Source organism: Salinimicrobium xinjiangense DSM 19287, assembly GCF_000423585.1.
Taxonomy (GTDB): Bacteria; Bacteroidota; Bacteroidia; order Flavobacteriales; family Flavobacteriaceae; genus Salinimicrobium; species Salinimicrobium xinjiangense.
In genome coordinates this window covers 33,214-58,295 of sequence record NZ_AUIG01000022.1, presented here as the reverse complement: position 1 = coordinate 58,295, position 25,082 = coordinate 33,214, and the positions used below count along the sequence as shown (strand labels likewise).

The 25,082-nt window shown below is 40.9% G+C and carries 27 protein-coding genes; 15 read left to right on the top strand and 12 right to left on the bottom strand.

Features of this window, described 5'->3' with window-relative positions; genetic code table 11:
- Positions 1-24 precede the first annotated feature (24 nt).
- The 9 genes from G564_RS0109300 (at position 25) to G564_RS0109255 (ending at position 10,419) form a co-directional block, all read left to right on the top strand.
- Positions 25-1,389: a trypsin-like peptidase domain-containing protein gene (locus tag G564_RS0109300; RefSeq protein WP_029037425.1), complete on the top strand. Its 1,365-nt coding sequence runs from the start codon at positions 25-27 to the stop codon at positions 1,387-1,389.
- A 125-nt stretch (positions 1,390-1,514) separates the two neighbouring features.
- Positions 1,515-2,963, top strand: coding sequence for a glyceraldehyde-3-phosphate dehydrogenase (locus G564_RS0109295; protein WP_029037424.1), 1,449 nt, complete (start codon positions 1,515-1,517; stop codon positions 2,961-2,963).
- A gap of 115 nt (positions 2,964-3,078) precedes the next feature.
- Positions 3,079-4,146: an AsmA family protein gene (locus tag G564_RS0109290; RefSeq protein WP_029037423.1), complete on the top strand. Its 1,068-nt coding sequence runs from the start codon at positions 3,079-3,081 to the stop codon at positions 4,144-4,146.
- A gap of 173 nt (positions 4,147-4,319) precedes the next feature.
- On the top strand, positions 4,320-4,901 hold the full coding sequence (locus tag G564_RS0109285; protein ID WP_029037422.1) for a hypothetical protein: 582 nt from the start codon (positions 4,320-4,322) through the stop codon (positions 4,899-4,901).
- Between the two features lie 66 nt (positions 4,902-4,967).
- Complete coding sequence (trmD, locus tag G564_RS0109280; protein WP_029037421.1) at positions 4,968-5,654, top strand: tRNA (guanosine(37)-N1)-methyltransferase TrmD; 687 nt, start codon at positions 4,968-4,970, stop codon at positions 5,652-5,654.
- A gap of 119 nt (positions 5,655-5,773) precedes the next feature.
- Complete coding sequence (gene rplS / locus G564_RS0109275) at positions 5,774-6,124, top strand: 50S ribosomal protein L19 (RefSeq protein WP_029037420.1); 351 nt, start codon at positions 5,774-5,776, stop codon at positions 6,122-6,124.
- Positions 6,125-6,659: 535 nt separating this feature from the next.
- Positions 6,660-8,882, top strand: a complete 2,223-nt coding sequence (locus tag G564_RS0109265; protein ID WP_029037419.1) for an NADP-dependent isocitrate dehydrogenase — start codon at positions 6,660-6,662, stop codon at positions 8,880-8,882.
- A 136-nt stretch (positions 8,883-9,018) separates the two neighbouring features.
- Complete coding sequence (locus tag G564_RS0109260; RefSeq protein WP_029037418.1) at positions 9,019-9,399, top strand: DUF2141 domain-containing protein; 381 nt, start codon at positions 9,019-9,021, stop codon at positions 9,397-9,399.
- Positions 9,400-9,477: 78 nt separating this feature from the next.
- A complete protein-coding gene (locus tag G564_RS0109255) occupies positions 9,478-10,419 on the top strand; it encodes a LysR family transcriptional regulator (RefSeq protein ID WP_029037417.1) in 942 nt (313 codons plus the stop codon).
- Between the two features lie 57 nt (positions 10,420-10,476).
- Here the strand turns inward: G564_RS0109255 and G564_RS20710 are convergent, their stop codons facing one another.
- The 3 genes from G564_RS20710 to G564_RS0109240 form a co-directional block, all read right to left on the bottom strand.
- Complete coding sequence (locus tag G564_RS20710) at positions 10,477-10,674, bottom strand: hypothetical protein (protein ID WP_029037416.1); 198 nt, start codon at positions 10,672-10,674, stop codon at positions 10,477-10,479.
- Positions 10,675-10,806: 132 nt separating this feature from the next.
- Entirely contained in the window at positions 10,807-11,607 is an 801-nt protein-coding gene (locus tag G564_RS0109245; protein ID WP_029037415.1) for a TIGR00266 family protein, read from the bottom strand.
- A 190-nt stretch (positions 11,608-11,797) separates the two neighbouring features.
- Positions 11,798-12,250 (bottom strand): DUF4442 domain-containing protein, encoded by a 453-nt coding sequence (locus G564_RS0109240; RefSeq protein ID WP_029037414.1) that lies wholly within the window; start codon positions 12,248-12,250, stop codon positions 11,798-11,800.
- A 145-nt stretch (positions 12,251-12,395) separates the two neighbouring features.
- Here G564_RS0109240 and G564_RS18975 point away from each other — a divergent pair, with 145 nt between their 5' ends.
- From G564_RS18975 to G564_RS20310, 4 genes are all read left to right on the top strand, one after another.
- Entirely contained in the window at positions 12,396-12,920 is a 525-nt protein-coding gene (locus tag G564_RS18975) for a DUF4870 domain-containing protein (protein WP_037373775.1), read from the top strand.
- 76 nt (positions 12,921-12,996) lie between these two features.
- Positions 12,997-13,341, top strand: coding sequence for a PadR family transcriptional regulator (locus G564_RS0109230; RefSeq protein ID WP_029037413.1), 345 nt, complete (start codon positions 12,997-12,999; stop codon positions 13,339-13,341).
- Positions 13,334-15,034: a PspC domain-containing protein gene (locus tag G564_RS18970; protein WP_051205377.1), complete on the top strand. Its 1,701-nt coding sequence runs from the start codon at positions 13,334-13,336 to the stop codon at positions 15,032-15,034. The genes G564_RS0109230 and G564_RS18970 overlap by 8 nt, the downstream gene beginning before the upstream one ends.
- Positions 15,034-15,174 carry a hypothetical protein gene (locus G564_RS20310; protein WP_156879211.1) on the top strand — a complete coding sequence of 47 codons (141 nt, stop codon included), beginning with the start codon at positions 15,034-15,036 and terminating at the stop codon, positions 15,172-15,174. Before G564_RS18970 ends, G564_RS20310 begins: the two co-directional genes overlap by 1 nt.
- Before the next feature lie 69 nt (positions 15,175-15,243).
- On the opposite strand, the gene trxB is transcribed toward G564_RS20310, so the two are convergent.
- Entirely contained in the window at positions 15,244-16,215 is a 972-nt protein-coding gene (gene trxB / locus G564_RS0109215; RefSeq protein WP_029037412.1) for a thioredoxin-disulfide reductase, read from the bottom strand.
- 141 nt (positions 16,216-16,356) lie between these two features.
- On the opposite strand from trxB, the gene G564_RS0109210 reads away from it, so the two are divergent.
- A complete protein-coding gene (locus tag G564_RS0109210) occupies positions 16,357-16,992 on the top strand; it encodes a trimeric intracellular cation channel family protein (RefSeq protein WP_037373774.1) in 636 nt (211 codons plus the stop codon).
- A gap of 139 nt (positions 16,993-17,131) precedes the next feature.
- Positions 17,132-17,494: a hypothetical protein gene (locus G564_RS0109205; protein WP_029037410.1), complete on the top strand. Its 363-nt coding sequence runs from the start codon at positions 17,132-17,134 to the stop codon at positions 17,492-17,494.
- On the opposite strand, the gene G564_RS0109200 is transcribed toward G564_RS0109205, so the two are convergent.
- The 8 genes from G564_RS0109200 to G564_RS0109165 all read right to left on the bottom strand — a co-directional run bounded on the left by G564_RS0109200 (position 17,491) and on the right by G564_RS0109165 (position 25,000).
- Complete coding sequence (locus G564_RS0109200; protein ID WP_029037409.1) at positions 17,491-17,907, bottom strand: DUF6691 family protein; 417 nt, start codon at positions 17,905-17,907, stop codon at positions 17,491-17,493. The two genes, G564_RS0109205 and G564_RS0109200, sit on opposite strands and share 4 nt — an antisense overlap.
- 1 nt (position 17,908) lies before the next feature.
- Positions 17,909-18,469: a YeeE/YedE family protein gene (locus G564_RS0109195; protein WP_029037408.1), complete on the bottom strand. Its 561-nt coding sequence runs from the start codon at positions 18,467-18,469 to the stop codon at positions 17,909-17,911.
- A 77-nt stretch (positions 18,470-18,546) separates the two neighbouring features.
- Positions 18,547-19,443, bottom strand: coding sequence for an NAD(P)-dependent oxidoreductase (locus G564_RS0109190; protein WP_029037407.1), 897 nt, complete (start codon positions 19,441-19,443; stop codon positions 18,547-18,549).
- 160 nt (positions 19,444-19,603) lie between these two features.
- Positions 19,604-21,145 (bottom strand): acyl-CoA carboxylase subunit beta, encoded by a 1,542-nt coding sequence (locus tag G564_RS0109185; protein WP_029037406.1) that lies wholly within the window; start codon positions 21,143-21,145, stop codon positions 19,604-19,606.
- A 20-nt stretch (positions 21,146-21,165) separates the two neighbouring features.
- The gene (accC, locus tag G564_RS0109180) at positions 21,166-22,608 is read right to left on the bottom strand and encodes an acetyl-CoA carboxylase biotin carboxylase subunit (protein ID WP_029037405.1); all 1,443 of its coding nucleotides are present in this window, start codon (positions 22,606-22,608) and stop codon (positions 21,166-21,168) included.
- Between the two features lie 51 nt (positions 22,609-22,659).
- Entirely contained in the window at positions 22,660-23,145 is a 486-nt protein-coding gene (locus G564_RS0109175; protein WP_029037404.1) for a biotin/lipoyl-containing protein, read from the bottom strand.
- A 145-nt stretch (positions 23,146-23,290) separates the two neighbouring features.
- Positions 23,291-23,653 (bottom strand): DUF3703 domain-containing protein, encoded by a 363-nt coding sequence (locus G564_RS0109170; protein WP_029037403.1) that lies wholly within the window; start codon positions 23,651-23,653, stop codon positions 23,291-23,293.
- 9 nt (positions 23,654-23,662) lie between these two features.
- Entirely contained in the window at positions 23,663-25,000 is a 1,338-nt protein-coding gene (locus G564_RS0109165; RefSeq protein WP_029037402.1) for an MBL fold metallo-hydrolase, read from the bottom strand.
- Between the last annotated feature and the right edge of the window lie 82 nt (positions 25,001-25,082).

Genomic DNA, 25,082 nt, shown 5'->3' with positions numbered 1-25,082 from the left:
ATTAATACAAATACATTCAGAAATATGAAAAAAACAGCAAGTTTATTAATGATCTGCATTTTGAGCGGAGTCCTTACCCTCGGGGGATATCTTCTCTTTTTTGATGACGATGCCATATTAATTACAGAAAGCCCCCGAATTCCCGCCTATACTCCTGTGAATCTAAATTCCCTGCCGGGGGAGAATGGCGCAGATTTCACAGAAGCAGCCCTTAAAACTGTCAATGCCGTTGTTCACGTCAAAAATGTGGCAACAGTGAGGAGAAGTCCGTTTTCTTCGAGTACTTCCCAGGCATTACAGGGAGCAGGAAGTGGAGTTATTATTTCTCCCGATGGTTACATTGTTACTAATAATCACGTGATCAAGAACGCCAGCCAGATTCAGGTTACCTTAAACAATAATCAAAATTATATGGCAGAGGTTATTGGCGCCGATCCGAAATCGGATATTGCGCTACTAAAAATAAAAGCAAAAGATCTCGATTACCTTCCTTTTGGAGATTCCGATAATGCCAGGATCGGGGAATGGGTACTTGCAGTAGGAAATCCATTCAACCTTACCTCTACCGTAACTGCCGGGATCATTTCGGCTAAATCCAGAGATCTCGGAATGAGCTCTGCTCCGTCCTCTTTTATTCAGACAGATGCCGCAGTAAATCCGGGTAATAGTGGCGGAGCCCTGGTGAATATTTATGGAGAGCTTATTGGTATCAACACGGCCATTACCTCTCAAACGGGAAGTTACGTAGGTTACGCTTTTGCCGTACCGTCCAATAATGCGCGAAAGATTGTGGAAGATATTATTGAATATGGAGATGTACAACAGGGAATTTTGGGAATTAGAGGTGTACAGGCGGCCAATTTACCCAGAGAATTTAATGTAGAAGTTTCTGAAGGAGTCTACGTTGACCAGGTAGAACATGGAAGCGGAGCTGCCAAAGCCGGAATTCAGTCGGGGGATGTTATTACCAGAATTGACAATGTAAATATCCGGAAGTTTTCAGATTTAACCGGTTACATCGGATCAAAGAGACCTAATGATGTAGTTGAAGTACAGGTAAATCGCAATGGAGAAAGCGAGATATTTGATGTTAAGTTAACCAAACTTGAAGTATTCCAGATCTCTGAGATTGGCCTGGAGGTGACTAATGCGACTGCCGAAGAATTAAAACAAAGAAATGTAAGCAATGGAGTGAAAATATTAAGAGGACTCACTCCTCAAATGCAGAACGAGCAGCTGTATGGTACAATTATTACAGCCATTGACAATACTCCGGTTTCGAATATCGAAGACGTTGAAAAGGTAATGAAGCGGAGAAAAAGCGGAGAACCCATTACCGTAACTTTTGTAACTCCCGATGGTGAGAAGCAAAAATATGTTTGGAGATAATACGGGGAAAGACAAACCAAAAAAATACCTGCCGGCAAGCAGGTATTTTTTTTGTTAAAAAACATCTACGAAAACGTTTGAAATATATATTTTTGCCGCGAAAACAAAACAACCAAATTAAAATAATGAGCACGAACGAAGTTTACGAGAAAGAATTAGCCTTCCAGGCAGATCGCCGAAGGGCGGCAGTTCAATTTATTAAGACCGTAAGTGACCTTTGGTATGATAAGTCTATTGAACTGGTCCTTTTCAGAAATCAGTTGATCGACAGAAATGTGAGTGATATTCTTGACCTTCATGAGTATGCCGGGGAATTTGTTCAAAAACCTATTTCTATTTTTGATTCGGTGGAAATTGCAGAAGCCATTCAGAGGCTGGATTTTCCACCTTCAAAGCTTGATATTGGAAAACTTACTTATGAATACCATCTGGAAGACCAAAAATATGCCAATGCTACGGCCTTTGTTTCAGACAAGCTAAAAGATGCAAAAAAGGTCGAGGAGCTAACACCAAAGGATGTAGTGCTTTATGGCTTTGGGAGGATTGGCCGGCTTCTTGCCCGGGAATTAATGACCCGTACAGGCAAAGGAAGTCAGTTAAGACTTCGTGCAATCGTCACCAGGGGAAAGATCGATGAAACTGTTCTTGAAAAGAGAGCTAGTCTTCTAAAAAATGATTCCGTACACGGAGATTTTTCCGGAACGGTATCTTTTAATTCTGAGAAAAAATGCCTTGTGATCAATGGAACCACAGTTCACATGATCTCTGCAAACGAACCCGAAGAAATTGATTATACTGTTTATGGTATTCGGGATGCCTTAGTCATCGACAATACGGGGGCTTTTAGAGACGAAGAAGCATTAAGCAGACATCTAAGCTCCAAAGGAGCTACAAAGGTTCTTTTGACTGCTCCGGGCAAGGGAGTTCCCAATATTGTACACGGAGTGAATCACAAGGAATATAATCCAGATGAAGTATCTATTTTCTCGGCAGCATCATGTACTACAAACGCTATTACCCCTGTTCTAAAAGCAGTGCAGGATTCTCTCGGAGTTGTCCATGGTCATCTTGAAACCATACACGCATATACTAATGACCAGAACCTTGTAGATAACATGCATAGAAAATACAGGAGAGGTAGGGCAGCCGCACTTAACATGGTGATCACTGAGACTGGTGCAGGACAGGCAGTCTCCAAGGCTCTTCCTATTTTTGACGGTAAATTGACCTCTAACGCAATCCGGGTTCCCGTTCCTAATGGTTCGCTGGCTATTCTTAATCTTGAGCTGGAAACCCCTACAACAAAGGAAGATATCAACAAAATCCTGAAAAAATATGCTCTTGAAGGAGATCTTGTGGAGCAGATAAAATATTCTATCGACAACGAACTGGTATCTACAGACATTGTGGGATCTGCCCAGCCATCAATATATGACAGTAATGCGACAATTGTTACCGAAGACGGTAAAAATGCGGTACTTTATGTTTGGTATGACAATGAGTATGGTTACAGCCACCAGGTGATAAGACTTGCGAAATATATCGCCAAAGTTAGAAGATATACTTATTATTAATTGTTTTTTTTTAATTAGTTACACTACCCGTCAACCTGCGTTGGCGGGTTTTTTTATTATTCTTTTAACTGCAGCAAAAGCCGGTTTTTTTAAACTTTACACCTATACACCCGGCATGAGCAGGAAAAGATATATTCTTTTGGGGATCATTGGACTTCTTATTGTAGCCAGGGTACTCCTGCCTTATTTTTTGAGAAATTATGTCAACCGGGTCCTTAACGACATTCCCGGCTACACCGGCTATGTTGAAGATATTGATATTGCTTTATATCGTGGTGCCTATGTTGTAGAAGGCCTGCATCTTGATAAAATAAATGCAGATATCTCCACTCCCTTTCTAATTATTCCCAAAGCAGATATTTCCATTGAATGGAAGGCTCTGTTCAAAGGAAGGATCGTAAGTGAAATTTATCTACATGAACCGGTTGTAAATTATATCTATGAAGACCAAAAGAAAAAGACTCCCGAAGGAGAACCGGCAGTTGTTGACTGGAGACAGGCATTAAGGGACCTGGTTCCTATAGATATCAATTATTTCCAGGTGAATAATGGAAAATTCAGTTATGTTGAATTTTCTGAAGATCCACAGATTGATCTGGTTCTGGATCATATAATTTTAAGTGCTACCAATCTACGGAATGTAGAACGAACCGGCGGTCCTTTACCTTCACGTATTCACGCCACAGCTGTCTCCTTTGGCGGGGGAAGTGTTTTGCTTACCGGAAAAATAGATCTTATGAAAAAGATTCCCGATCTGGATCTCGAGTTTTCCCTTCAAAAGGCAGATGTCACCGCTTTAAATGAAACTTTCCTGAAGTTTGCGGGGGTAGATTTTGCCCGTGGAACCTTTGAGCTCTATGCAGAAGTGGCAATTGCAGACGGCTACCTTAAAGGTTACATTAAACCGATGTTTATAGACACAGAATTACTGGGTGAGGAAGACAAAGGTTTTTTCGAAAAGATCTGGGAAGGATTTGTTGGGGTCTTTAAATTTCTGTTTAAGAATCAGGGAACAGATACCCTGGCGACCAAGACCCCTCTCGAAGGAGATCTGAACAATATTGATGCAGGACTAACGGCTACCATTTTTAATATATTTAAAAATGCATGGTTTGAAGCCTTCAGTCAAAATGTAGAAGAAGAAATCAACTTTAAGGAGGCAAAGAAAGCATCAAAAGATTAACTAAAAAATTATTCACGGTGTATCTTTAGATGCGATTTTTATTCTTTAGTTTTGCAGCCTCCTTTACATCGGGTACAGATACACAGTAAGTTAAAGAAGAAAAAAAATAAAATTCTTCGGCAATATCAGTTGGTAAGACTCGTTGTGGTAGAGAATAAAATTGAATAACTGCTATGAAAAAAATCTTATTTGCCTCCCTTTTCCTTTTGACCATTTTCAATACATTTTCCCAGGTTTCTTCAGAAACAACTATTGATGAAAATTTTCAGGAACTAATTACGAATTCGAACAATTTTAAAGGTTATAAAGTGGTGGATACCGATCAGCTAACCACTTTACAAAAGCTTACATCAAACCGAATCGCTGAATTAAAAGAAGAGATTGCTGCCTCTAAAGAAGCTACAGAAGTACAGGAACAAAAAATGGCCGACCTAAGAGCCGAAATGGAATCCCTGCAGGCTAATCTGGCCGAAGTCAGTCAAGAGAAAGACAGCATAAATGTACTGGGGTTATCCTTAAGCAAGGCTTCGTATAATACTACTATGTGGAGCATAATAGGTATTCTGGTAGCTGCCCTTCTCCTTTTTATTATCAGGTTTAAAAGAAGCCACGTTCACACTACAGAGGCAAGAAAAAATCTTGCAGAGCTGGAGAAGGAATTTGATGCCTACAGGGTCAAAGCTCTTGAAAAAGAACAGCGACTGGGGCGTCTTCTTCAGGATGAGAAAAACAAGCAGTTTAAAGTAGCCAAGTAACCGGCTTTTCCTAAGGGGTTTTTATATTAACTTTGCGCACCGGTAAACGAGCAAATCTTCTATTCCATGCGTATTGATATCATTACAGTAGTTCCTGACATTCTTCGAAGTCCTTTTGAAGCCTCTATCCTCAAAAGGGCCATAGAAAAAGGTCATGTGGAGATCCATTTGCATAACCTGCGGGATTATGTTACAGATAACTACAAGCAGGTAGATGATTATCAATTTGGAGGAGGTGCAGGAATGGTCATGATGATCGAACCTATTGACCGGTGCATTTCTTCGCTAAAGTCTGAACGTGATTATGACGAGGTGATCTATTTAACACCAGATGGAGAGACGCTAAAACAGGGCATTGCAAATGAATTATCTCTAAAGAAGAATCTTCTCATTCTTTGTGGTCACTATAAAGGAGTGGACCAGCGTGTTAGGGATCATTTCATTACCAGGGAGATCTCTATAGGAGATTACGTGCTCTCGGGAGGAGAATTGGGAGCCGCAGTATTGTGTGATTCAATAATAAGATTATTGCCCGGTGTTTTGGGTAATGAGACTTCTGCCCTTACCGATTCGTTTCAGGATAATCTACTTGCTCCACCAATTTACACCAGACCGGCCGAGTATAAAGGCTGGAAAGTCCCTGAAATTTTAACCTCCGGAAATACACCGAAAATTGAAGAATGGCGTGAGGAACAGGCGTATGAACGTACCAGGATCCTGCGACCGGACCTTTTGTCTGAAGAGGAGAAATAAATTTACCTCCACCCCTTTTAAAAATAAGATTTTTTATTACTTTTGCACACGTTTCTGAACCAACCTCTGGCGAAATCCGTGAATGTTGCTTCAGACTTTATTTTTAAACCATTACAGATATGGAATCCTTAGTTAAATTTGTACAAGACGAATTTGTAACAAGAAAAGATTTCCCTGAATTTTCAGCCGGAGATACTATTACTGTTTACTATGAAATTACTGAAGGTCAAAAAACCCGTACCCAGTTTTTCCGCGGAGTTGTTATTCAGAAAAGAGGAACCGGTGCCTCTCAGACCTTTACCATTAGAAAAATGAGTGGAACTGTTGGAGTGGAACGTATATTCCCTCTTAATCTTCCCGCACTTCAAAAGATCGAGATCAACAAACGCGGTAAAGTTCGTAGAGCCAGAATCTACTACTTTAGAGAACTTACCGGTAAAAAAGCTCGTATCAAAGAAAGAAGAAGATAATTTTTTCAAAAATACCATCTCAAAAGCCTCATTAAATGAGGCTTTTTTTATGTTTATAATTTTAAGATATATTTATAACTAATTGATGTGATATAAGTTGTGCATTAAATTTAATTTTCTTAAATTTAATAGAGTTTAAAAGTTATAGAGTGTCGAAAGGAATTCTTCTTCTAAACTCAATGTAGAGCTAAGGTCTTTACATAAGTTTTTACCTTTTTGAATAACAATATGCAACACATAGTTGGTTTAATTCGGTAAAAACGTTTTGGATCATTTACACACACTCTTTTGGGACATGTAATTGATCCAGATGAAATAACAACTTGCTTGTGAAATGATAGATTTCACTTGAGAATGTCAAAGTTCAGCAAAGAATTGTTATTTCATTAGAGCCATTTCATTATGCAAATAGTGAAATGGCTTTTTTTGTGCTTTTTGGCAGCTTTCCTCCCCTATCTTCTATAAAATCTACTGTGAAAAGACCTTTTAAAATGGTAAATTGCAAATCCTTTTAAAATAATTCAAACCTTTTAATATGTCAAACACACCAAAGATCATTTATACCAAAACAGATGAGGCTCCGGCACTTGCCACATATTCTCTTCTTCCAATAGTCGAATCCTATACAAAACCTGCAAACATCATTCTGGAAACCCGTGATATCTCGCTGGCCGCAAGAATTCTTGCTCAATTTCCGGAACGACTTACGGATGACCAGAAGGTTTCAGACGCTCTGGCAGAACTTGGAGAGCTGGCAAAACAGCCTGAAGCTAATATTATTAAGCTTCCAAATATTAGTGCTTCCATTCCGCAGCTTAAAGCAGCAATAGAAGAACTTCGAAAAAAAGGCTATGATCTGCCACAATACCCCGACGAACCAAACAATGATGAAGAACGGAAAGTTAGGGCAAAATACGATAAAGTAAAAGGTAGTGCGGTTAATCCCGTATTAAGGGAAGGGAATTCCGATCGACGGGCTCCAAAAGCGGTGAAGAATTACGCAAAAAAGAATCCGCACTCAATGGGAGACTGGAGCAAAGATTCCAAAACCCATGTGGCGACAATGGGAAAGGATGATTTTCGTGATAATGAAAAGTCGGTTACCCTTAGTGAGAAAACAAAAGTAGATATTCAACTTGTTACTTCCTCCGGCGAGAAAACTATATTAAAGAAGGACCTTCAGCTTCAAAAAGGAGAAATTCTTGATGGCACCTTTATGAGTAAAAAAGCTCTTTTAAAATTTCTCGAGGAACAGGTAAAAGATGCCAAAGAGAAAGGAGTGCTTTTCTCGCTGCACATGAAGGCCACAATGATGAAGGTTTCAGATCCGATTATCTTTGGACACGCGGTAAGAGTATTTTTTAAGGATGTTTTTGAAAAATATGGCAGCGAACTTCAACAGGCAGGCGCCGATCCTAACAGCGGACTTGGTGACGTATTAAACGCCATTAACGACTTGCCTGCAGATAAACAAAAGGAAATCAATTCGGCCATTGAAGCCGGTCTTAAGGATGGACCCGACCTGGCAATGGTAAACTCAGATAAAGGGATCACCAACCTTCACGTGCCAAGTGATGTGATCATCGATGCTTCAATGCCGGCAATGATAAGAACCTCCGGAAAGATGTGGAATGCCGATGGTAAACCCCAGGATGCAAAAGCGGTAATTCCTGATAGCAGTTATGCCGGACTTTATGAAACTACGATCCAGTTTTGTAAAGAAAACGGAGCTTTTGATCCTACAACTATGGGAACTGTTCCCAATGTGGGTCTCATGGCGCAAAAAGCCGAAGAGTATGGCTCTCATGATAAGACTTTTGAAATTCAGGAAGCAGGAAATGTACAGGTGGTAACCGAAGATGGCAAAGTTCTTTTTGAACATGCGGTTAAACAAGGTGACATCTGGAGAGCCTGCCAAACCAAAGATGCTCCTGTAAGAGACTGGGTAAAACTGGCCGTAAGCCGTGCCCGTGCTACAAATTCTCCCGCTATATTCTGGCTTGATAAAGACAGGGCTCATGATGCCGAGCTTATTAAAAAGGTAAATGAATACCTTAAAGAGCAGGATACCGATGGTCTTGAAATTAAAATAATGTCTGTAGAAGAAGCTACCCGGTTTACTCTTGAGAGGGTAAAGCAGGGTAAAGATACTATCTCGGTTACCGGAAATGTGTTGCGGGATTACCTTACCGACCTCTTCCCTATCCTGGAGTTGGGTACCAGCGCCAAAATGCTTTCTATAGTACCGCTTATGAACGGTGGCGGATTGTTTGAAACAGGTGCCGGCGGATCTGCTCCCAAGCACGTACAGCAATTTGTGGAAGAAGGCCATTTGCGATGGGATTCGCTCGGAGAATTTCTTGCTCTGGCAGTTTCCCTGGAGCACCTTGGAAATAAGTACGGTAACAAAAAGGCACTAGTACTTTCAGAAGCGCTTGATAAAGCAACTGAAGAGTTTCTTGATAAGGATAAATCTCCTTCCAGGAAAGTAAATGAACTGGATAACCGCGGAAGCCATTTTTACCTGGCGCTGTTCTGGGCTCAGGCTTTAGCTGAACAGAACGAAGATGGCGAATTGAGAGATCACTTTAAAAAGGTGGCAACGGAGCTTAAAGAGAATGAGGAAAAAATCCTGCAGGAAGTGATTGACGCCCAGGGATCTCCTGTAGACATTGGAGGTTATTACTATCCTGTAGAGGATAAAGTAACTACCGCAATGCGACCAAGCGAAACTCTGAACAGGATCCTCAACAGGTAAAAAACAAAACAGTTAAAAATGAAAGCCGGATCTTTTCCGGCTTTTTCTTTTTCTGCTTTCCATTCAAAAAAGTACTTAATTGGTTCTTTAACCAACTACTTATAAATAGGATGAATAACAATTACTTTTATTTTTTCTGTTTTTAAGCAGCCTTGCAGGCGCACAGACAACTACTTTAAGTGTTAAGGTTACAAATGCCTCTTCAGACGAAGGAAACGTTATTTTCAGCCTTTTTGATCAGCAAACTTTTATGGTAGCTCCTTCGCTGGCTTCAAAAACCTCAGCAATATCAAATGGTGTAGCTACTGTCATTTTTGAAGATCTGGCTCCCGGAATCTACGGGGTAATTGCGGTTCATGACAAAAATGGAAATGGAACAATTGATTCTAACGGGCAGGGAATGCCGGTAGAGGATTATGGAGCTACAAATAATGCTCTGAATTTTGGACCTCCCGGGTGGGAAGAGTCCAAATTTTCTCTGGGGCAAAATCCGCAGGAACTTGAAATTCGTTTTTAAAACCAATAGATAAACTCCTTTTAATTCTATCTTTCAATAGAAAAAATATATACTTTTGCAGTTCCGAAAAAATTATCAATGACGATCACCCAATTACACTACGTTCTGGCTGTAGCCGAACATCAGAATTTCACAAAAGCTGCTCAAAAAGTTTTTGTAACCCAACCTACTCTAAGTATGCAAATTCAAAAACTTGAGGAAGAGCTGGATGTTTTGATCTTTGATCGCAGTAAGAAGCCCATTGAGCTGACTGAAACAGGAAGAAAAATAGTGCAGCAGGCACGAAATATTGTCAATGAAAGTGACAGGATCAAAGATATTGTAGATCAACAAAAAGGCTTCGTAGGAGGCTTATTTCGTCTTGGAGTCATTCCTACAGTAATGCCTACATTATTACCAATGTTTCTGAGTGCCTTTATTAAAAGGTATCCAAAAGTTAAACTTAAGATAGAAGAGTTACATACCGAAGCTATCATAGAAAAGCTACAGGATGGACACCTCGATGCCGCCATTGCTGCCACACCACTTGATCTTCCTAATATTAAAGAACAGGTTTTATATTATGAGCCTTTTGTTGGGTACATCCCGCCGGGCCACAGGCTACACAATAAAAAGAAAATAGAAGTGGATGAACTGGACCTGGATGATATTTTGCTTCTGGAAGACGGACATTGTTTCAAAGACGGAATATTAAATCTGTGCAAGGCATCCCGTCCTACAGGAGAGCATGAGAATTTTCAATTAGAAACCGGAAGCTTTGAGACCATGATCAAACTGGCTAATGAAGGTCTCGGAATGACGCTTTTACCCTACTTACATACTCTGGATATGAAGGACAGTGAACAAAAAAATATCAGGATGTTTGTTGAGCCTAATCCGGCCAGGGAAGTTAGCCTGATCTACAACAAAAGTGAATTAAAAATGCAAATTGTGGAGGCCCTGAGACAAACCATCTCGGGAGTCATAAAAGGTGCAATTGCCTACCAGAATGTCAAAATTGTAAGCCCCGTCCACAAATAAGATAAGATTTAAGGGATACTGATTTAAAAAGAGCGGCTCGAAAGCCGCTCTTTTTATTTAAGGATTTAGATAAATTAGACACTGATTTAGTTCGGGATTCTGCCTTATAAGGGAGAAAATGTAAAGCTTAAGTTCTTCAATTTCATATGGTAATAATCGTTGAAGTGCTTTTTTTACCTCCTTGCAGAAAAGTGTAACATCAAAACTTACTTTATGTAAAACAGTTTTGGTGTATTCAAACATCGCTCTTGCCATAGTTTGTAAAATAAATAATAACCTGGGTTAGTAAAAAGTAATGGTTATCAATAAGCGAAATCGTTTTCGTTAGTGCATTAAAAATAAGAATATTTTTTAAAACTGGCTATAGAAACACCTAATTTAACACACCTAAAATCGGTTATCTCCCTGGACCATATTTCCGAGTCCGCCAAGGATGCTTCCCTCACCTTTATCCTTACCTCCGCCCTGTGGTGCAGCGGCAAGAATTCTCCCTGCAAGCCGGCTAAAGGGAAGGGATTGTATATAGACAGTTCCCGGCCCCGTGAGGGTTGCGTAGAACAAACCTTCCCCTCCAAAAAGGCTGTTTTTAATACCTCCTATAAATTCGATATCGTAATCAACTTCTTTAGTGAAACCAATAATACATCCTGTGTCCACTTTTAGTTTTTCACCCGGTCCCAAAATCTTTTTGGCTGTGGTACCACCCGAATGAACAAAGGCCATCCCATCCCCTTCAAGTTTCTGCATAATAAATCCTTCTCCTCCAAAGAATCCCCGGCCCAGTCTTTTACTGAATTCTACCCCTATTGATACTCCTTTGGCAGCACACAGGAAAGCATCTTTCTGGCAAATGAATTTCCCTCCGAATTCGGTAAGATTTAGGGGAATCACCTTACCGGGATAAGGAGATGCAAAACTTATTTTCTTTTTTCCCTGCACCTGATTACTGAAAATAGTCATAAACAGGCTTTCCCCTGTGAGTAACCTCTTCCCTGCCCCAAGGACTTTTCCCAGGAAGCCTTCATTCTGTTTGGATCCATCTCCAAATATAGTATCCATCTTGATCCCATTATCCATCATCATAAAGTTTCCGGCTTCGGCAATTACCGCCTCCTGTGGATCAAGCTCCAGTTCCACATACTGCATCTCCTCTCCGAAGATCTCATAATCTATTTCATGTGCGTTCATACTTTAAAGGTTTAAAATTCAAGGTTTAAGGTTTAAGGTTTAAGGTTCCAGGTTCCAGGTTCCAGGATACGAGTTTCGGGTTGCGAGTTGCGGGTCAACTGATAACTGATCTTTGAGTATTACAATATTACTGCCTACTAATTACTGCGCACCGCATACTTTTTTCTGATCACTGACCACTGATCACTGATCACTTGGCCTTAATCGTCCATTCAAATTCAAAGACAGATACCTCCTGTCCCTGTTCGTTCACTCCGCGGGATTTCATCCAGAAGGCCTGCCCCTCTCCGGTTTTTAATGTTTCTGCTATAGCCGAATTTATCAGATTTCCATCGTTACAGATGAAAGTGATCTTACCGGTAGCTTTTTTAGTGAAATGAGCTTTATTCTGGGCAACCAACATTGAAACAGGCTTTCCCGATCTTCTTATTGCTGTCATAACAAGAGCCCCCGTACTTAATTCGGCTGCCATCGCCTGTACAGCAAAATACAGGGAATTGAAGGGATTTTGATTTATCCAACTGTGCCGAACCCCGGTAACACAATTAGTATCATTTATTTCTTTCACCCGTACGCCGCAAAACCAGGCACTCGGTAATTTAAACATTAAAAAAGAATTCAGTTTTTGCGGGGAAATGTTCATAAGAAATAAAGATTTTTCTAAAAGTATTTAAAATTTCCAAGATGCTAAAATGTTAAATTTTATTACTTCAGTAAAAAAATATAGTACTTTGTTTTGCATAATACCATCCTTTAGATATATATTTGCATAAGAAAATCAATCAACAATGACTAATCAAACAGTAAATCACGACAAAACGGTAGCAGCCTTAATCCATCTGTCTACCTTTACAATGCTCTTCTTTCCCTTCGGAAATTTTATTTTTCCGTTGATATTCTGGACTGCAAAAAAGAATGATCCATTTGTAAACGAGCATGGAAAACAGGCCCTGAATTTCCAGATAAGTCTCTTCCTCTACACTTTTTTCCTCATTATGTTAGGAGTGGCAGGAGCAATCATTCTTGGCCTCAGCATGAATTTTGAAGGTTCTTTTTACATGAATGATCATCAGCAATGGATAGGAAATCCTCTAGAGGCTACTCCTGTAATAATTTATATTATGATAATGCTCCTCCTGTTGCTCAGCTTATTTGTGCTCTTCATATACGCCACAGTCTCGGCTACTATAAGGGCAGGAGAAGGAAAACTTTATAATTACCCTCTTAGCATTAACTTTTTAAATGCCCGTGGAGAACTGGCAGAGACCAATTTCAAATCTGAAGATCCGGAAGAAGAAGGATCTCATTTATAACAATCAACATTAACCATCATCATATCATCAATCAATCAAAAAATGAACACATCAACAACATTCAAAACCCAACACTATGAAGATTGAAAACACAAAGGCCCAGATGCGCAAAGGTGTTTTGGAGTACTGTATTTTGTCTGTATTAAAAGACAATGATGCATACGTAGCCGAAATTCTGGACACATTAAAAAGCGCAAAATTACTGGTGGTGGAAGGCACGATCTATCCCTTACTCACACGCCTCAAGAATGCGGGATTGCTCAACTATCGCTGGGAGGAATCCACCAGTGGACCTCCAAGAAAATATTATGGCCTGACCGAAACCGGCAAAATTTTCTTAAAAGAGCTCACCCATACCTGGGATGAACTGCAAACTGCAGTAACTATAGTAACTACCCAAAAACCTAAAAATCATGAATAAGACAGTTAATATAAACCTTGCCGGCGTATTCTTTCATATTGATGAAGACGCATATGCCCGGCTACAGCATTATCTTGAAGCTATAAAGCGGTCTCTAACCAACACCACAGGACAGGAAGAGATCATTCATGATATTGAAGCCCGTATAGCCGAATTATTTACAGAAAAGATCAAATCTGAAAGACAGGTAATTACTGTAAAGGAGGTAGACGAGGTAATTTCGGTTATGGGTCAACCCGAAGATTATATGCTGGATGAAGAAATTTATGAAGATGAGCCGGTCTATAAAAAAACCAGGGGTAAAAAACTTTTCCGCGATACAGAGCACAGCTATCTGGGTGGTGTATCTTCAGGGCTTGCCCATTACACCGGGATTGATGCCCTCTGGCTAAGAATTCTCTGGATCCTGCTCACAATATTCTCAACCGGTGCTTTCATATTAATTTACATTGCTCTCTGGATCTTTGTTCCTGAAGCCAAAACCACGGCCGATAAACTGGCCATGCGCGGAGAAGAGGTTACCATAAGCAATATAGAAAAAAAGATAAGGGAGAGCTTTGACGATGTTTCCGGAAAGATGAAGGACATCAACTATGAAAAGTACGGCTATAAAGCACGGGCGGGAGCCAGTTCTGCTGCAACTGCCGTGGGCGATGTTGTTATGTTCATATTAAAGCTTTTTGTGAAACTTATCGGTATCTTCCTCTTGCTAATAGCAGGAACTACACTTATTGGTTTGTTTATAGGTTTGTTTTCTATTGGCACCTTTGGGATTATTGAAGCACCCTGGACAGATTTTATCGAAATTGCAGGTCCGGGAACCGACAGCATCTGGATCATTTCAATACTCGCATTCTTTGCATTAGGTATTCCGTTCTTCTTCCTTTTTATTCTTGGATTAAAACTTCTTGTAAAGAATCTGCGGTCAATAGGAAGAACTGCAAAACTGGTTCTACTGGCTCTTTGGATAATTTCTGTTCTTGGTCTCATTTTCTTCGGAATTCAGGAAGCTACAGAACGGGCCTTTGATGGAGAGGTAAGGACTACAGAAACAATTCCGGTGACCGCTAATGACACTTTATATGTTTCTATGTTCGGAGATCCGCAGTTGAATTCTACTCCTTATCGCTCTGGAAATCTTAATATCAACTATGATGAAAACGACAGAAAAGTGATCTGGTCTCAGAATGTGCAGTTGCTGGTTAAATCAACCTCAGATTCTGTTGCAAGGCTGGAAGTGATCAAACATGCCGAAGGAAAAAATTATGAAGACGCGCGTACAAGGGCACAGGATATCAATTATGCAACGCGATTTTCCAATGGCAGACTGGAGCTTAGCGGTTTATTAATCACAGACCCCGAAAATAAATACAGAGACCAAAGAGTGCAGGTAACTCTGTTCATGCCTGTAGGGTCTGTGCTTTATGCAGCAGATAATACTTACTCCTTTCATCGTAATGCAGATTATTATGGTGATATCTTACTCAATGGAGATGAGGAAAGATATTTGAAGATTACCAGGGGAGGAACAGAGTGTCTTGACTGTCCTGCAGAAGAAGAGGACCCCTGGAGTGAATCTGAAGATAACTGGGATAGTGATACCGGGTGGGAATCAGGAGAAGAAAGATCTCAGGAGCCTTCCGGGTCTTCAGAACCTGTTGCCCCTACTGAAACCGATACAACATCAATATAATGAGTGTTTTGATCGAAGTTATCATTGCCGCATTTTTTTCTGTACTTATGTCTACAGAAGAAGTGAAGAACGAAAATTCGGAAAAGGCAGATCCACAGGAACAGGTTGCCGGTGTTTCCTCCTCCGAAGATTGTGATTAGGATTAGTTAAACAAAAGAGAAGGCTGCCGTAATTGGCAGCCTTCTCTTTTTTATGAAATATGTTTTTCTTTATTTAGCTTCAACTTCTTCGCTGCTTTCCACCGTCGCAAGATATCTCTCCGCATCCAGTGCCGCCATACATCCTGTACCTGCAGCAGTTATTGCCTGCCTGTATTCTTTATCCTGTACATCTCCGGATGCAAATACGCCGGGAAGATTTGTTTTCGTGCTTTTGCCTTTTGTGATCAAATAACCGGTACTGTCCATATCCAGCTGATCTTTAAATATCTCTGTATTGGGCTTATGTCCTATGGCTATAAAAAGTCCGGTGATCTTGATCTCTTCTTTCTCTCCGGTTTTATTATTTACCATTCTAAGACCTTCCACTACCTGCTCTCCCAACACCTCATCAACTTCGGTATTAAATCTCAAGTCAATGTTTTTTGTATTGAAAACCCGATGCTGCATTGCTTTGGAAGCTTTTAATTCATCTTTCCTTACCAGCATGGTCACTTTGGTACAAATATTTGCAAGATATGTGGCCTCTTCGGCAGCAGTATCTCCTCCTCCAACTATAGCTACTTCCTGACCTTTGTAGAAAAATCCGTCACATACTGCACAAGCAGAAACTCCGCCGCCTCTCAAGCGCTGCTCACTGGGAAGTCCCAGATATTTTGCAGTTGCCCCGGTGGAAATGATCACTGTCTCTGCTTCTATCCAGGTTGAATTATCTACACAAACTTCGTGTATACCTCCTGTTTCTTTACTGAATTGAACCTCTGTCACCATTCCCATTCTAACCTGGGTTCCAAATCTTTCAGCCTGCTTTTGAAGATCGATCATTAAAGCAGGACCATCAATACCTTCGGGATACCCGGGGAAATTATCAACTTCGGTAGTCGTTGTCAACTGTCCTCCCGGTTCAAGACCTGTGTACATCACAGGGTGAAGATCTGCTCTTGCTGCATATATAGCCGCAGTGTATCCTGCGGGTCCGGAGCCAATGATAAGGCATTTAATACGTTCTCTGGTTTCGCTCATGATGTAAAATTTTCTTCCTGTAAAAGTAGTAACTTTCCAAGAAACCTTACAGCTTAAAGAATACAGATTTACTATGTGGACATAAGGCAACTATATTTGACACTCCTTTACAAGCTACTGCTATTATTTTACCTTTGCTGAATGATTGAACTGTCTCTTTTCAATATCCTGGATCTTTTAGGGACTGTTGCTTTTGCCATTTCGGGAGCACTGGCAGCAATGAACAGGCGACTGGATCTTTTCGGGATTTTTATCATTGCTTTTGTAACGGCTATTGGTGGCGGAACGGTTCGCGACATGTTAATAGGCAATACCCCGGTCACCTGGATGGAAAATATTATATACATCTATCTCATTGGAGTAGTGACCATATTTGCCATAATTTTTAGAAGAAAACTTAATCATCTTAAAAAATCCCTCTTCCTGTTTGATACTATAGGTTTAGGAGTTTTCACCATTACAGGGGTTGAAATGGGAATTCAAAATGATCTAAATCCTATAATATCCATCACCCTTGGTGCGATGACCGGAACTTTTGGGGGAGTGATAAGGGATATCTTATGTAATGAGATCCCTGTTATCTTTAGAAAAGAAATTTACGCAACTGCCTCCATTACCGGAGGACTTGCTTTTATCATACTCCATGAAATTGGAGTAAACCAGGATATCATATATGTGGGCACGTCACTAACAGTAATTATTATACGCCTTATAGTTGTAAAATATCATATCTCCCTCCCTTCTTTTTACCTTTCTTCCAAAAAATCCCCTCTCTAAAATAGTATTTTTGACAGCTCTTCTTTAACAGGAAAAGATTTACAGCATTTTTTTATTTCCGATGTAACAGATTCATTTTCAGATAGTCTTTAAGATAACTCCCTCAAAGAATTGATTATTAACTTAAAGAATTGAAATCATGAAAACTCTTAAATTTTTATTAGTAGCCCTTATTCTGTCCTTAAGCACAACAACCTATGCGGAAAAAAACCCGGATAAGATTTTTGATCTGAAGTCTCTTTCTGAAGAAATTGAGAATTTACTCCGGAAATCGAAAAGCACAATTCAGGAAGGAGAAACCATAACCCTATTCTTTTCTGTTTCTGAAGATAAGACCATGCAATTTGTCAATGTAGCTTCGACTGACAGAAAGATCAGTGAACTCCTCGAAAAGAAACTTCAGCATCAAAAACTTGAAGGAAATAAATGGAGAGAAGGAATGATCTATGAATTATCGATTGAGGGCCGAGGATTTTCTACAGACTGTATAGTCAACTTTTAATGGGGTAATTTTCTTTTAAACAGCCCATATAGAAATGCTCCCAGTAATGCTCCCGCCAATACAATGATAATCGAAACATATCCCGCGCCTATTAAAGTATATATAGGCCCGGGACATGCCCCCGCCAAAGCCCAGCCAAGTCCAAAAATAATACCTCCAAAAAGGTAATTTTTAAAGCCTCTGTCTTTAGAGGCTATTTTTATTGGTTCTCCTGAAAAAGATCGTATTCTCTTCCTTTTAATCAGCTGTACACCTGTAACACCTAATAACAGAGCAGATCCCATTATTCCGTACATATGAAAAGATTCGAACCTGAACATCTCATAAATACGAAACCAGGAAGCGGCTTCGGACTTATACATGACAATCCCGAAGAATATTCCAATAAATAAATAAGCAAGTGTTCTTTTCATATCAAAATATTAAAGGGAATAATAAATGGATCATAATCAATCCTCCAATAAAGAAACCAATAACAGCAATCAGGGATGGGAGCTGCAAATTACTTAATCCCGAGATAGCGTGTCCCGAGGTACAACCCGCTGCATATCTTGCTCCAAACCCTATAAGCAGGCCGCCCCCTAAGAGAATAATCAGAGTTTTAGGCTCTGTAAGCGCTTCTACTGCAAACAGTCTATCTGGTAAATATGCCTCTCCCGCACTTTGAAACCCGAGACTCTCCAGACTTTTTACAGTTTCTGCAGAAATATCCACCGGCGCTGCCCCTACCGACAAAAAATGAGCTGCAACAAATCCACCAATGGCCGCTCCAAGCATTACTATGAGGTTCCAACGCTTTGCTCTCCAGTCAAAATTAAAGTAATCGGCTCTTTTCCCGGCTCCACACATACTGCACATGCTTTCCAGATTAGAAGACATACCAAATTTCTTACCCATGAAAATGAGCAAAAACATCACCAAAGCTATCAAAGGACCCGAAACATACCAGGGCCAGGGTTCAAGTAAGATATTCATCTAAAGAATTTTGGACGAAGATAATGGGTTTAAGTTGAATTATTTTTGGGAGACAATCAGGAAAAATAATATACGTATCAGCCAAGGAAATCTTTTAAATTTTCCAGAACCTTTTCTGAAAGTCTTTGCTGAGTTTCTTTAGCCCAGCCGGCACTTTTTGTCGCAGTGATCACCCGGGGTAGATTTTCAGTTTTAGCCGAAAGTTCTTTCTTTCCATCCCCGTCAAAAATGGCAAAATTGCCTTCCCTTTTTATCCATTCGGCAAAAGCTTCCTCCTCAAACGGGAGACCAAGAGAGGTATTGATCAGAATTTTACCGGTTCCAAAAAGGTCAAATTGGGGTGCCTTTAAAAGCAGCGTGTTCCGCGGAAGGTGAATGGTGATCACATCCACCGTCTGCAATAGCTCATCTAAGGGTAGATAAGAAATATTGCTTTCAAGTTCCTTTTTCCTGGTACGGCTGTAGTAAAAAAGATCAGGACCAAAGGGCTGCAGGCATTTCGCAACCAATTTCCCTGTGTTACCCAGGCCAATGATTCCAATTTTCCTGTTGGTCATTTCCACCGGCATTTCCCGCCACCGGTGATCTCCTAAACCATGAAATAATCTTATGAGTTCAGAAGTAATGAATTCGGCCACCCCGGGATCACCGTAATCTTTGATCCCGGTTACGGCGATTCCCCTGCTGCGTGCAAAATTTACCGCCACATTAGCAGAGGCATCATCATATAAACTACAAGCCATTCCGATATAACCTAAATTGGAGCACTGCTCAATTATCTCTTCAGAAATTTTGGTTTTCCAGGAAACCAGCACCGCATCGGCATCTCCAATTCTTCTTAAAATCTCCTCTTTTGAAGAGGGATGATCGTCATAAACATCTATTCTTTCTTCACTATAGGCCTGCAGCTCCTCCAGCGCCCAGGGCTCCAGCTTTGTATAATCGACACAGACGATTTTTCTGAATTTAGACATGATAATTTAAATAGGAGACGTGAGACATTAGAAGTGAGACGTTAGGCGTGAGAATTGAGATTAAAACCCCGAACTCATAACCCGGAACTCACGAACATAAAACCTGAAACCTGGCACAATTAACTTTAAACATTAAACCTTATTCCTTAAACCTTAGACCTTAGAGTGGTATGTTTCCATGTTTCCGGTCAATGCGCAGTACCTCTTTGTTCTCGAGCATACCAAAGGCCTTCAGTAGTTTTCTTCGCGTGTCCTTTGGCATGATCACCTCATCGATAAATCCGCGTTGAGCTGCTTTAAAAGGATTTGCAAATTTTTCAGCATATTCCTTTTCCTTTTCAGAGAGTTTCAGTTCGGGATCTTCGGCTGCCTTAATTTCTTTCCTGAAGATGATCTCGCTGGCTCCTTTTGCACCCATTACAGCAATTTCTGCAGTAGGCCATGCATAATTTAGGTCGGCACCAATATGTTTTGAATTCATCACATCATAAGCACCTCCATATGCTTTACGCGTGATCAACGTCACTCGTGGCACTGTGGCTTCACTAAGGGCGTAGAGGAGTTTGGCACCATGCAGAATTATCCCGTTCCATTCCTGGTCTGTCCCGGGAAGAAATCCGGGCACATCCACTAAAACGAGCAGCGGAATATTAAAACAATCACAGAAACGTGTAAAGCGTGCGGCTTTGCGGGAGGAATTCACATCCAGCACCCCCGCAAGGCTCATAGGCTGATTGGCTACAATTCCTATACTCCTGCCCCCCATTCTGGCAAATCCGACAATAATATTGTCTGCATAATTCTTATGGATCTCAAAAAAGGAATCCTTGTCTATAATTCCTTTGATCACCTCATGCATATCGTAAGGCTTGTGAGAACTATCGGGCACTATATTTTCCAGTTCTTCCCGCAGCTCATCTCCCAGCTTGTAGTCCAGCCTGTGGGCTGTATCTTTATTGTTCTGTGGCAGATAACTCAGCAGCTTTTTTATGTCTTCGAGGCAACTAATGTCGTTTGCAGAAGTCACATGCGTAACGCCACTTTTCGTCGAATGTGTACTGGCCCCTCCAAGCTCTTCGGAAGTTACCTCCTCATTGGTCACCGTTTTAACTACGTTAGGACCCGTTACGAACATATAGCTGGTTTCCTGCACCATCAGCGTAAAATCGGTCATCGCGGGTGAATAAACCGCTCCTCCGGCGCAGGGACCCATGATGGCAGAGATCTGCGGAATTACTCCCGAAGCCTGCACATTGCGGTAGAAAATATCGGCATAACCTCCTAAAGAACGAACTCCTTCCTGTATCCTTGCTCCACCCGAATCATTCAGGCCAATAATAGGCGCTCCTACCTTCATTGCGTGATCCATGACCTTACAGATCTTCTCGGCATGTGTTTCGGAAAGAGATCCTCCAAAAACAGTAAAATCCTGTGCAAATACATACACCAACCTTCCATTGATAGTACCATATCCTGTCACCACGCCATCCCCGTAATACTGCTGATTTTCCATTCCGAAGTCGGTGGTACGATGGGTGACCAGAATTCCTATTTCTTCAAAGGAGCCTTCGTCCAGCAGGTATTCCACCCGTTCCCGGGCAGTGAGTTTTTTCTGCCCGTGTTGTTTGGCAATTCTTTTTTCACCACCACCCTTAAGGGCTTCGGCCATTTTTTCTTTTAACTTTTCGGTATTCTGACTCATATATTTTCTGCTTCCGAAGTTTAATTATTAGGTAATCTCAACTGCTCGCGATCTTCCAGGTATTGGCGGATCGCAATGATCGCTGCCAGGCGGGCTTCCTCTTCAGTCTGAGACTGCAGCTTTTCTGCCGAATAATATTTTTTAACGAAATGGGTATCAAAATTTCCGCTTCTGAAGGCTTCATGCTCAAAAACGAATTTTCCGAAGGGAAGCGTTGTACTAACCCCCTTCACCTCGTAATCCTTAATGGCCTGCAGCATACGCTGAATGGCTTCTTCCCTGCTCTTTCCGTAGGTGATCAACTTCGCAAGCATGGGGTCGTAATAGATTGGAACTTCCATTCCCTCTTCAAAACCATCGTCCAGCCTTACGCCTTCTCCCGAAGGCCCCCGATACTTCTCAAGGGTGCCAACGCTGGGCATGAAATCTTCCAGCGGATCTTCGGCGTAGACCCTTAGCTCCACCGCATGTCCCGATATCTTAAGATCCTGCTGCGAGAATTTTAAAACTTCTCCTCTTGCTACCCTAATTTGTTGTTCCACAAGATCAATTCCGGTAATTAATTCTGTTACCGGGTGTTCCACCTGCAGGCGGGTATTCATTTCCAGAAAATAAAAGTTTTTGTTCTCATCCAGTAGAAACTCCACAGTCCCTGCACCAACATAATCACAGGCTTTTGCCACTTTTACCGCAGCCTCTCCCATTTTTTGCCGTAACTCCTCATTGAGTACCACAGAGGGGGCTTCTTCCACGACCTTCTGGTGGCGCCTCTGAATGCTGCACTCGCGCTCAAACAGGTGCAGATAATTCCCCCAGGTATCAGACAATACCTGGATCTCAATGTGACGCGGACTTCCAATATACTTTTCTATAAAGACTGAACCATCTCCAAAGGCAGATTCTGCCTCACTTATAGCACGTTTCATCTGGTCCTCCAGGTCTTTTTCCTGTTCTACTATCCTCATTCCTTTTCCTCCACCCCCGGCAGATGCTTTGATAAGGATTGGAAATCCAATTTCGGCAGCAATTCTTTTTGCTCTTTCGGGATCGGTAATTGCTTCATCTATACCCGGCACCATAGGAATATCATAATCCTTTACCGCGTCTTTTGCAGCAAGTTTGCTCCCCATGATCCTGATGGCTTTTGAGCCCGGACCAATCCAGGTAATGTTGTTTTGTTCGACCTTTTCAGCAAATTCAGCATTTTCACTCAGGAATCCGTAGCCGGGATGAATACCGTCTACGTTCAGACTCTTTGCTAATTCTATAATTTTATCGCCAAGCAAATAAGATTTATTGGAAGGAGCTTCTCCCACGCAAACAGCTTCATCGGCATATTTCACATGAGGTGCATTGCGATCGACCGTTGAGAAAACGGCAACTGTTTTTATTCCCATTTTACGGGCCGTCTTCATCACCCTTAAAGCAATCTCTCCCCTGTTGGCAACTAATATTTTTTTCATTTCAATTTTTTAAATTGGAATTTGGTGCTTGAATTATTGGAATTTGTGGTTCTATTCCATTTCTATAAGCAGCTGATTCTTGTCAACCGTTTGACCTTTATTGACACTTACAGACTTGACAATGCCATCACGGGGAGCAGTTAAAGTATTCTCCATTTTCATAGCTTCCAGAACAAGTAAATAATCCCCCTCTTTCACTTCCTGGCCCTCTTTTACCTGCACATCCAGAATGAGCCCGGGCATAGGTGCCTTGATATCATTAATAACCTGCGCGGCAGTAAGGTTTAATCCCATAGCTTCGATCAAAAGATCCAGCTCATTTGAGATCTTAACTTCATAAGAAGCAGAATTCACCTTAACCTTATAGGTCTTATTCAGAAAATCTGTTTCTATTAATTCTGTAGTGAAGGAACGGGAATCCTGTAGCACATGAAAATTTTGGGAAGAGATTCTTTGAATATCGGCTTCAGAGATTTGATCTTTAGTAAATTCAAAGTTCATTTCCCCATTCACCGTAACTTTATATTTTTCGGCCATAAATGCAGTTTTTCTTCGCTTTTTTGTAAATATAAAAAATTATTATGCGCTTAATTTCATAAAATTTTAATAAACAGGATATCGTTAAATAATTCCATAAAAAAAGCTGTCTGGAGAGACAGCTTTTTAATTTCTTTTCAGCAGGCTATAAATTCCTAAACAAAGCCTGAATATCTGCGGGTAGAGGCATGACTTTCAAAGGAGGAACATTTGCCCCTCCGGGATTACCTAATGGTATTTTCCCGACAAAGGATTTCACTCCACCAACAAGCAAACGCGGCAATTGTCCCAGGACCTCTCTGGTGTCTTTTATAGCGATCCCGAACTTCAACATAAGCCAATGAGCATAGGTATGTTCCCATGGATAAGACTGTCCTATGATATGGGCTCGTTCAAGATGATACCAGGCATGTAAAAGGTCTCCTTCTTTAAATGCAACTCTATATTGCACCAGCTCCCGCAGGAAATAATATCTCAATCGCTTAGGAATTGTGGTATTAAACCTCATTGTTTTGATCTAATTAAACTTTTTGATATCATCACTTAAATCAAAAACATCTGTCTTGTGGAAAAAATTCTCCAGAATACTGGCACCTGCAGTAGACCTGTAACCACCGGCACAGTGCACCACTATAGGTTTATCTGCCGGAACTTCATTGGCCCTTCCCCTCAATTCATTAAGAGGAATGGTAAGAGCAGATTCAAATATCTTGCCTTCGGCCACTTCACTCTGATTCCTGATATCCACAATGGTGTAGTTCTCCCTGTGCTCCTTAAAATCGTGCAGGTTGAATTCCTCTGAACTTTGATGTGCTTCTTGCGAAAGAGTTAATATCCCTCTCAATTGCTTTTCATAACCAATCTTGGCAGTTCTTTCCAGAATGTCCCCAACCTGTTTCACGCTTTCGACAACGAGGTAAAACGGCTCTTTAGGCTTCACAATGGCTCCCAACCAGGTTTCATATTTATCGTCTTCATTCCTGGCCATAATATTAATACTGTTTGGCAGGTGATTTTCTTTGTATTTGTCTTCGTCACGAACATCTATTACAGTTATTCCCGCCTCCACTTTATCTGCCAACAGCTGAAGCTTTACAGCTGCTTTTGTTTGCTGCACATTATCTGCTCCTGTTTTGTTGACATCCACATTAAATCCGAAGTAATGTGGAATAAAGGGTTGATCTTTTAAGATGGTGTCTACAAATTTTTCTTCTGTCTGCTCCTGAAAGGCCCAGTTATATTTTTTCTCATAACCAAGGGTACTGGAAGAATCTGTGCTCATATTTTTTCCGCAGAGAGATCCCGCTCCATGTGCGGGGTACACGATTGCATCATCGGGAAGACCATGGTATTTATTCTGCATTGTATGATACATCGCCTTAGCGAGTTCCACCCTCTTTGCAGTCATATTTCCAACTTTTTCTCTGAGATCCGGTCTGCCTACATCTCCAATGAATAATGTGTCTCCCGTAAAGAGTGCTGTTCTATGGCCGTCCTGTGCAACTATCGTTATACTGTCAGGAGAATGTCCCGGAGTATTAAGAGCTTTAAAAGTGACATTTCCCATTTTTACCGAATCACCTTCATCAAATGCCTTGTGTTCGTAATCTGCTCCAAGTAATTTACTCACATAAATAGTCGCACCTGTTTGCTCTCTCACCTGGGAGTGACTGCTCACAAAGTCCGCATGGGGATGAGTTTCAAAAACTGCTACTATTTTGGCTTCCTCTTCCTCTGCATATTTGTAATACTGTAAGGGATTTCTACCTGGATCAATCAAAGCCATCTTACCTTCACTTACCACGGCATAGGAATAATGTGCAAGGGGACTGTCTTTAAATTGTTTTATTTTCATATTCGAATTATTTAGTTTGTTTGGAGTGATCTTGTGATTAACAAACAGTAAAAATATCTTTTTTTACTGGTTTTACAGTAAC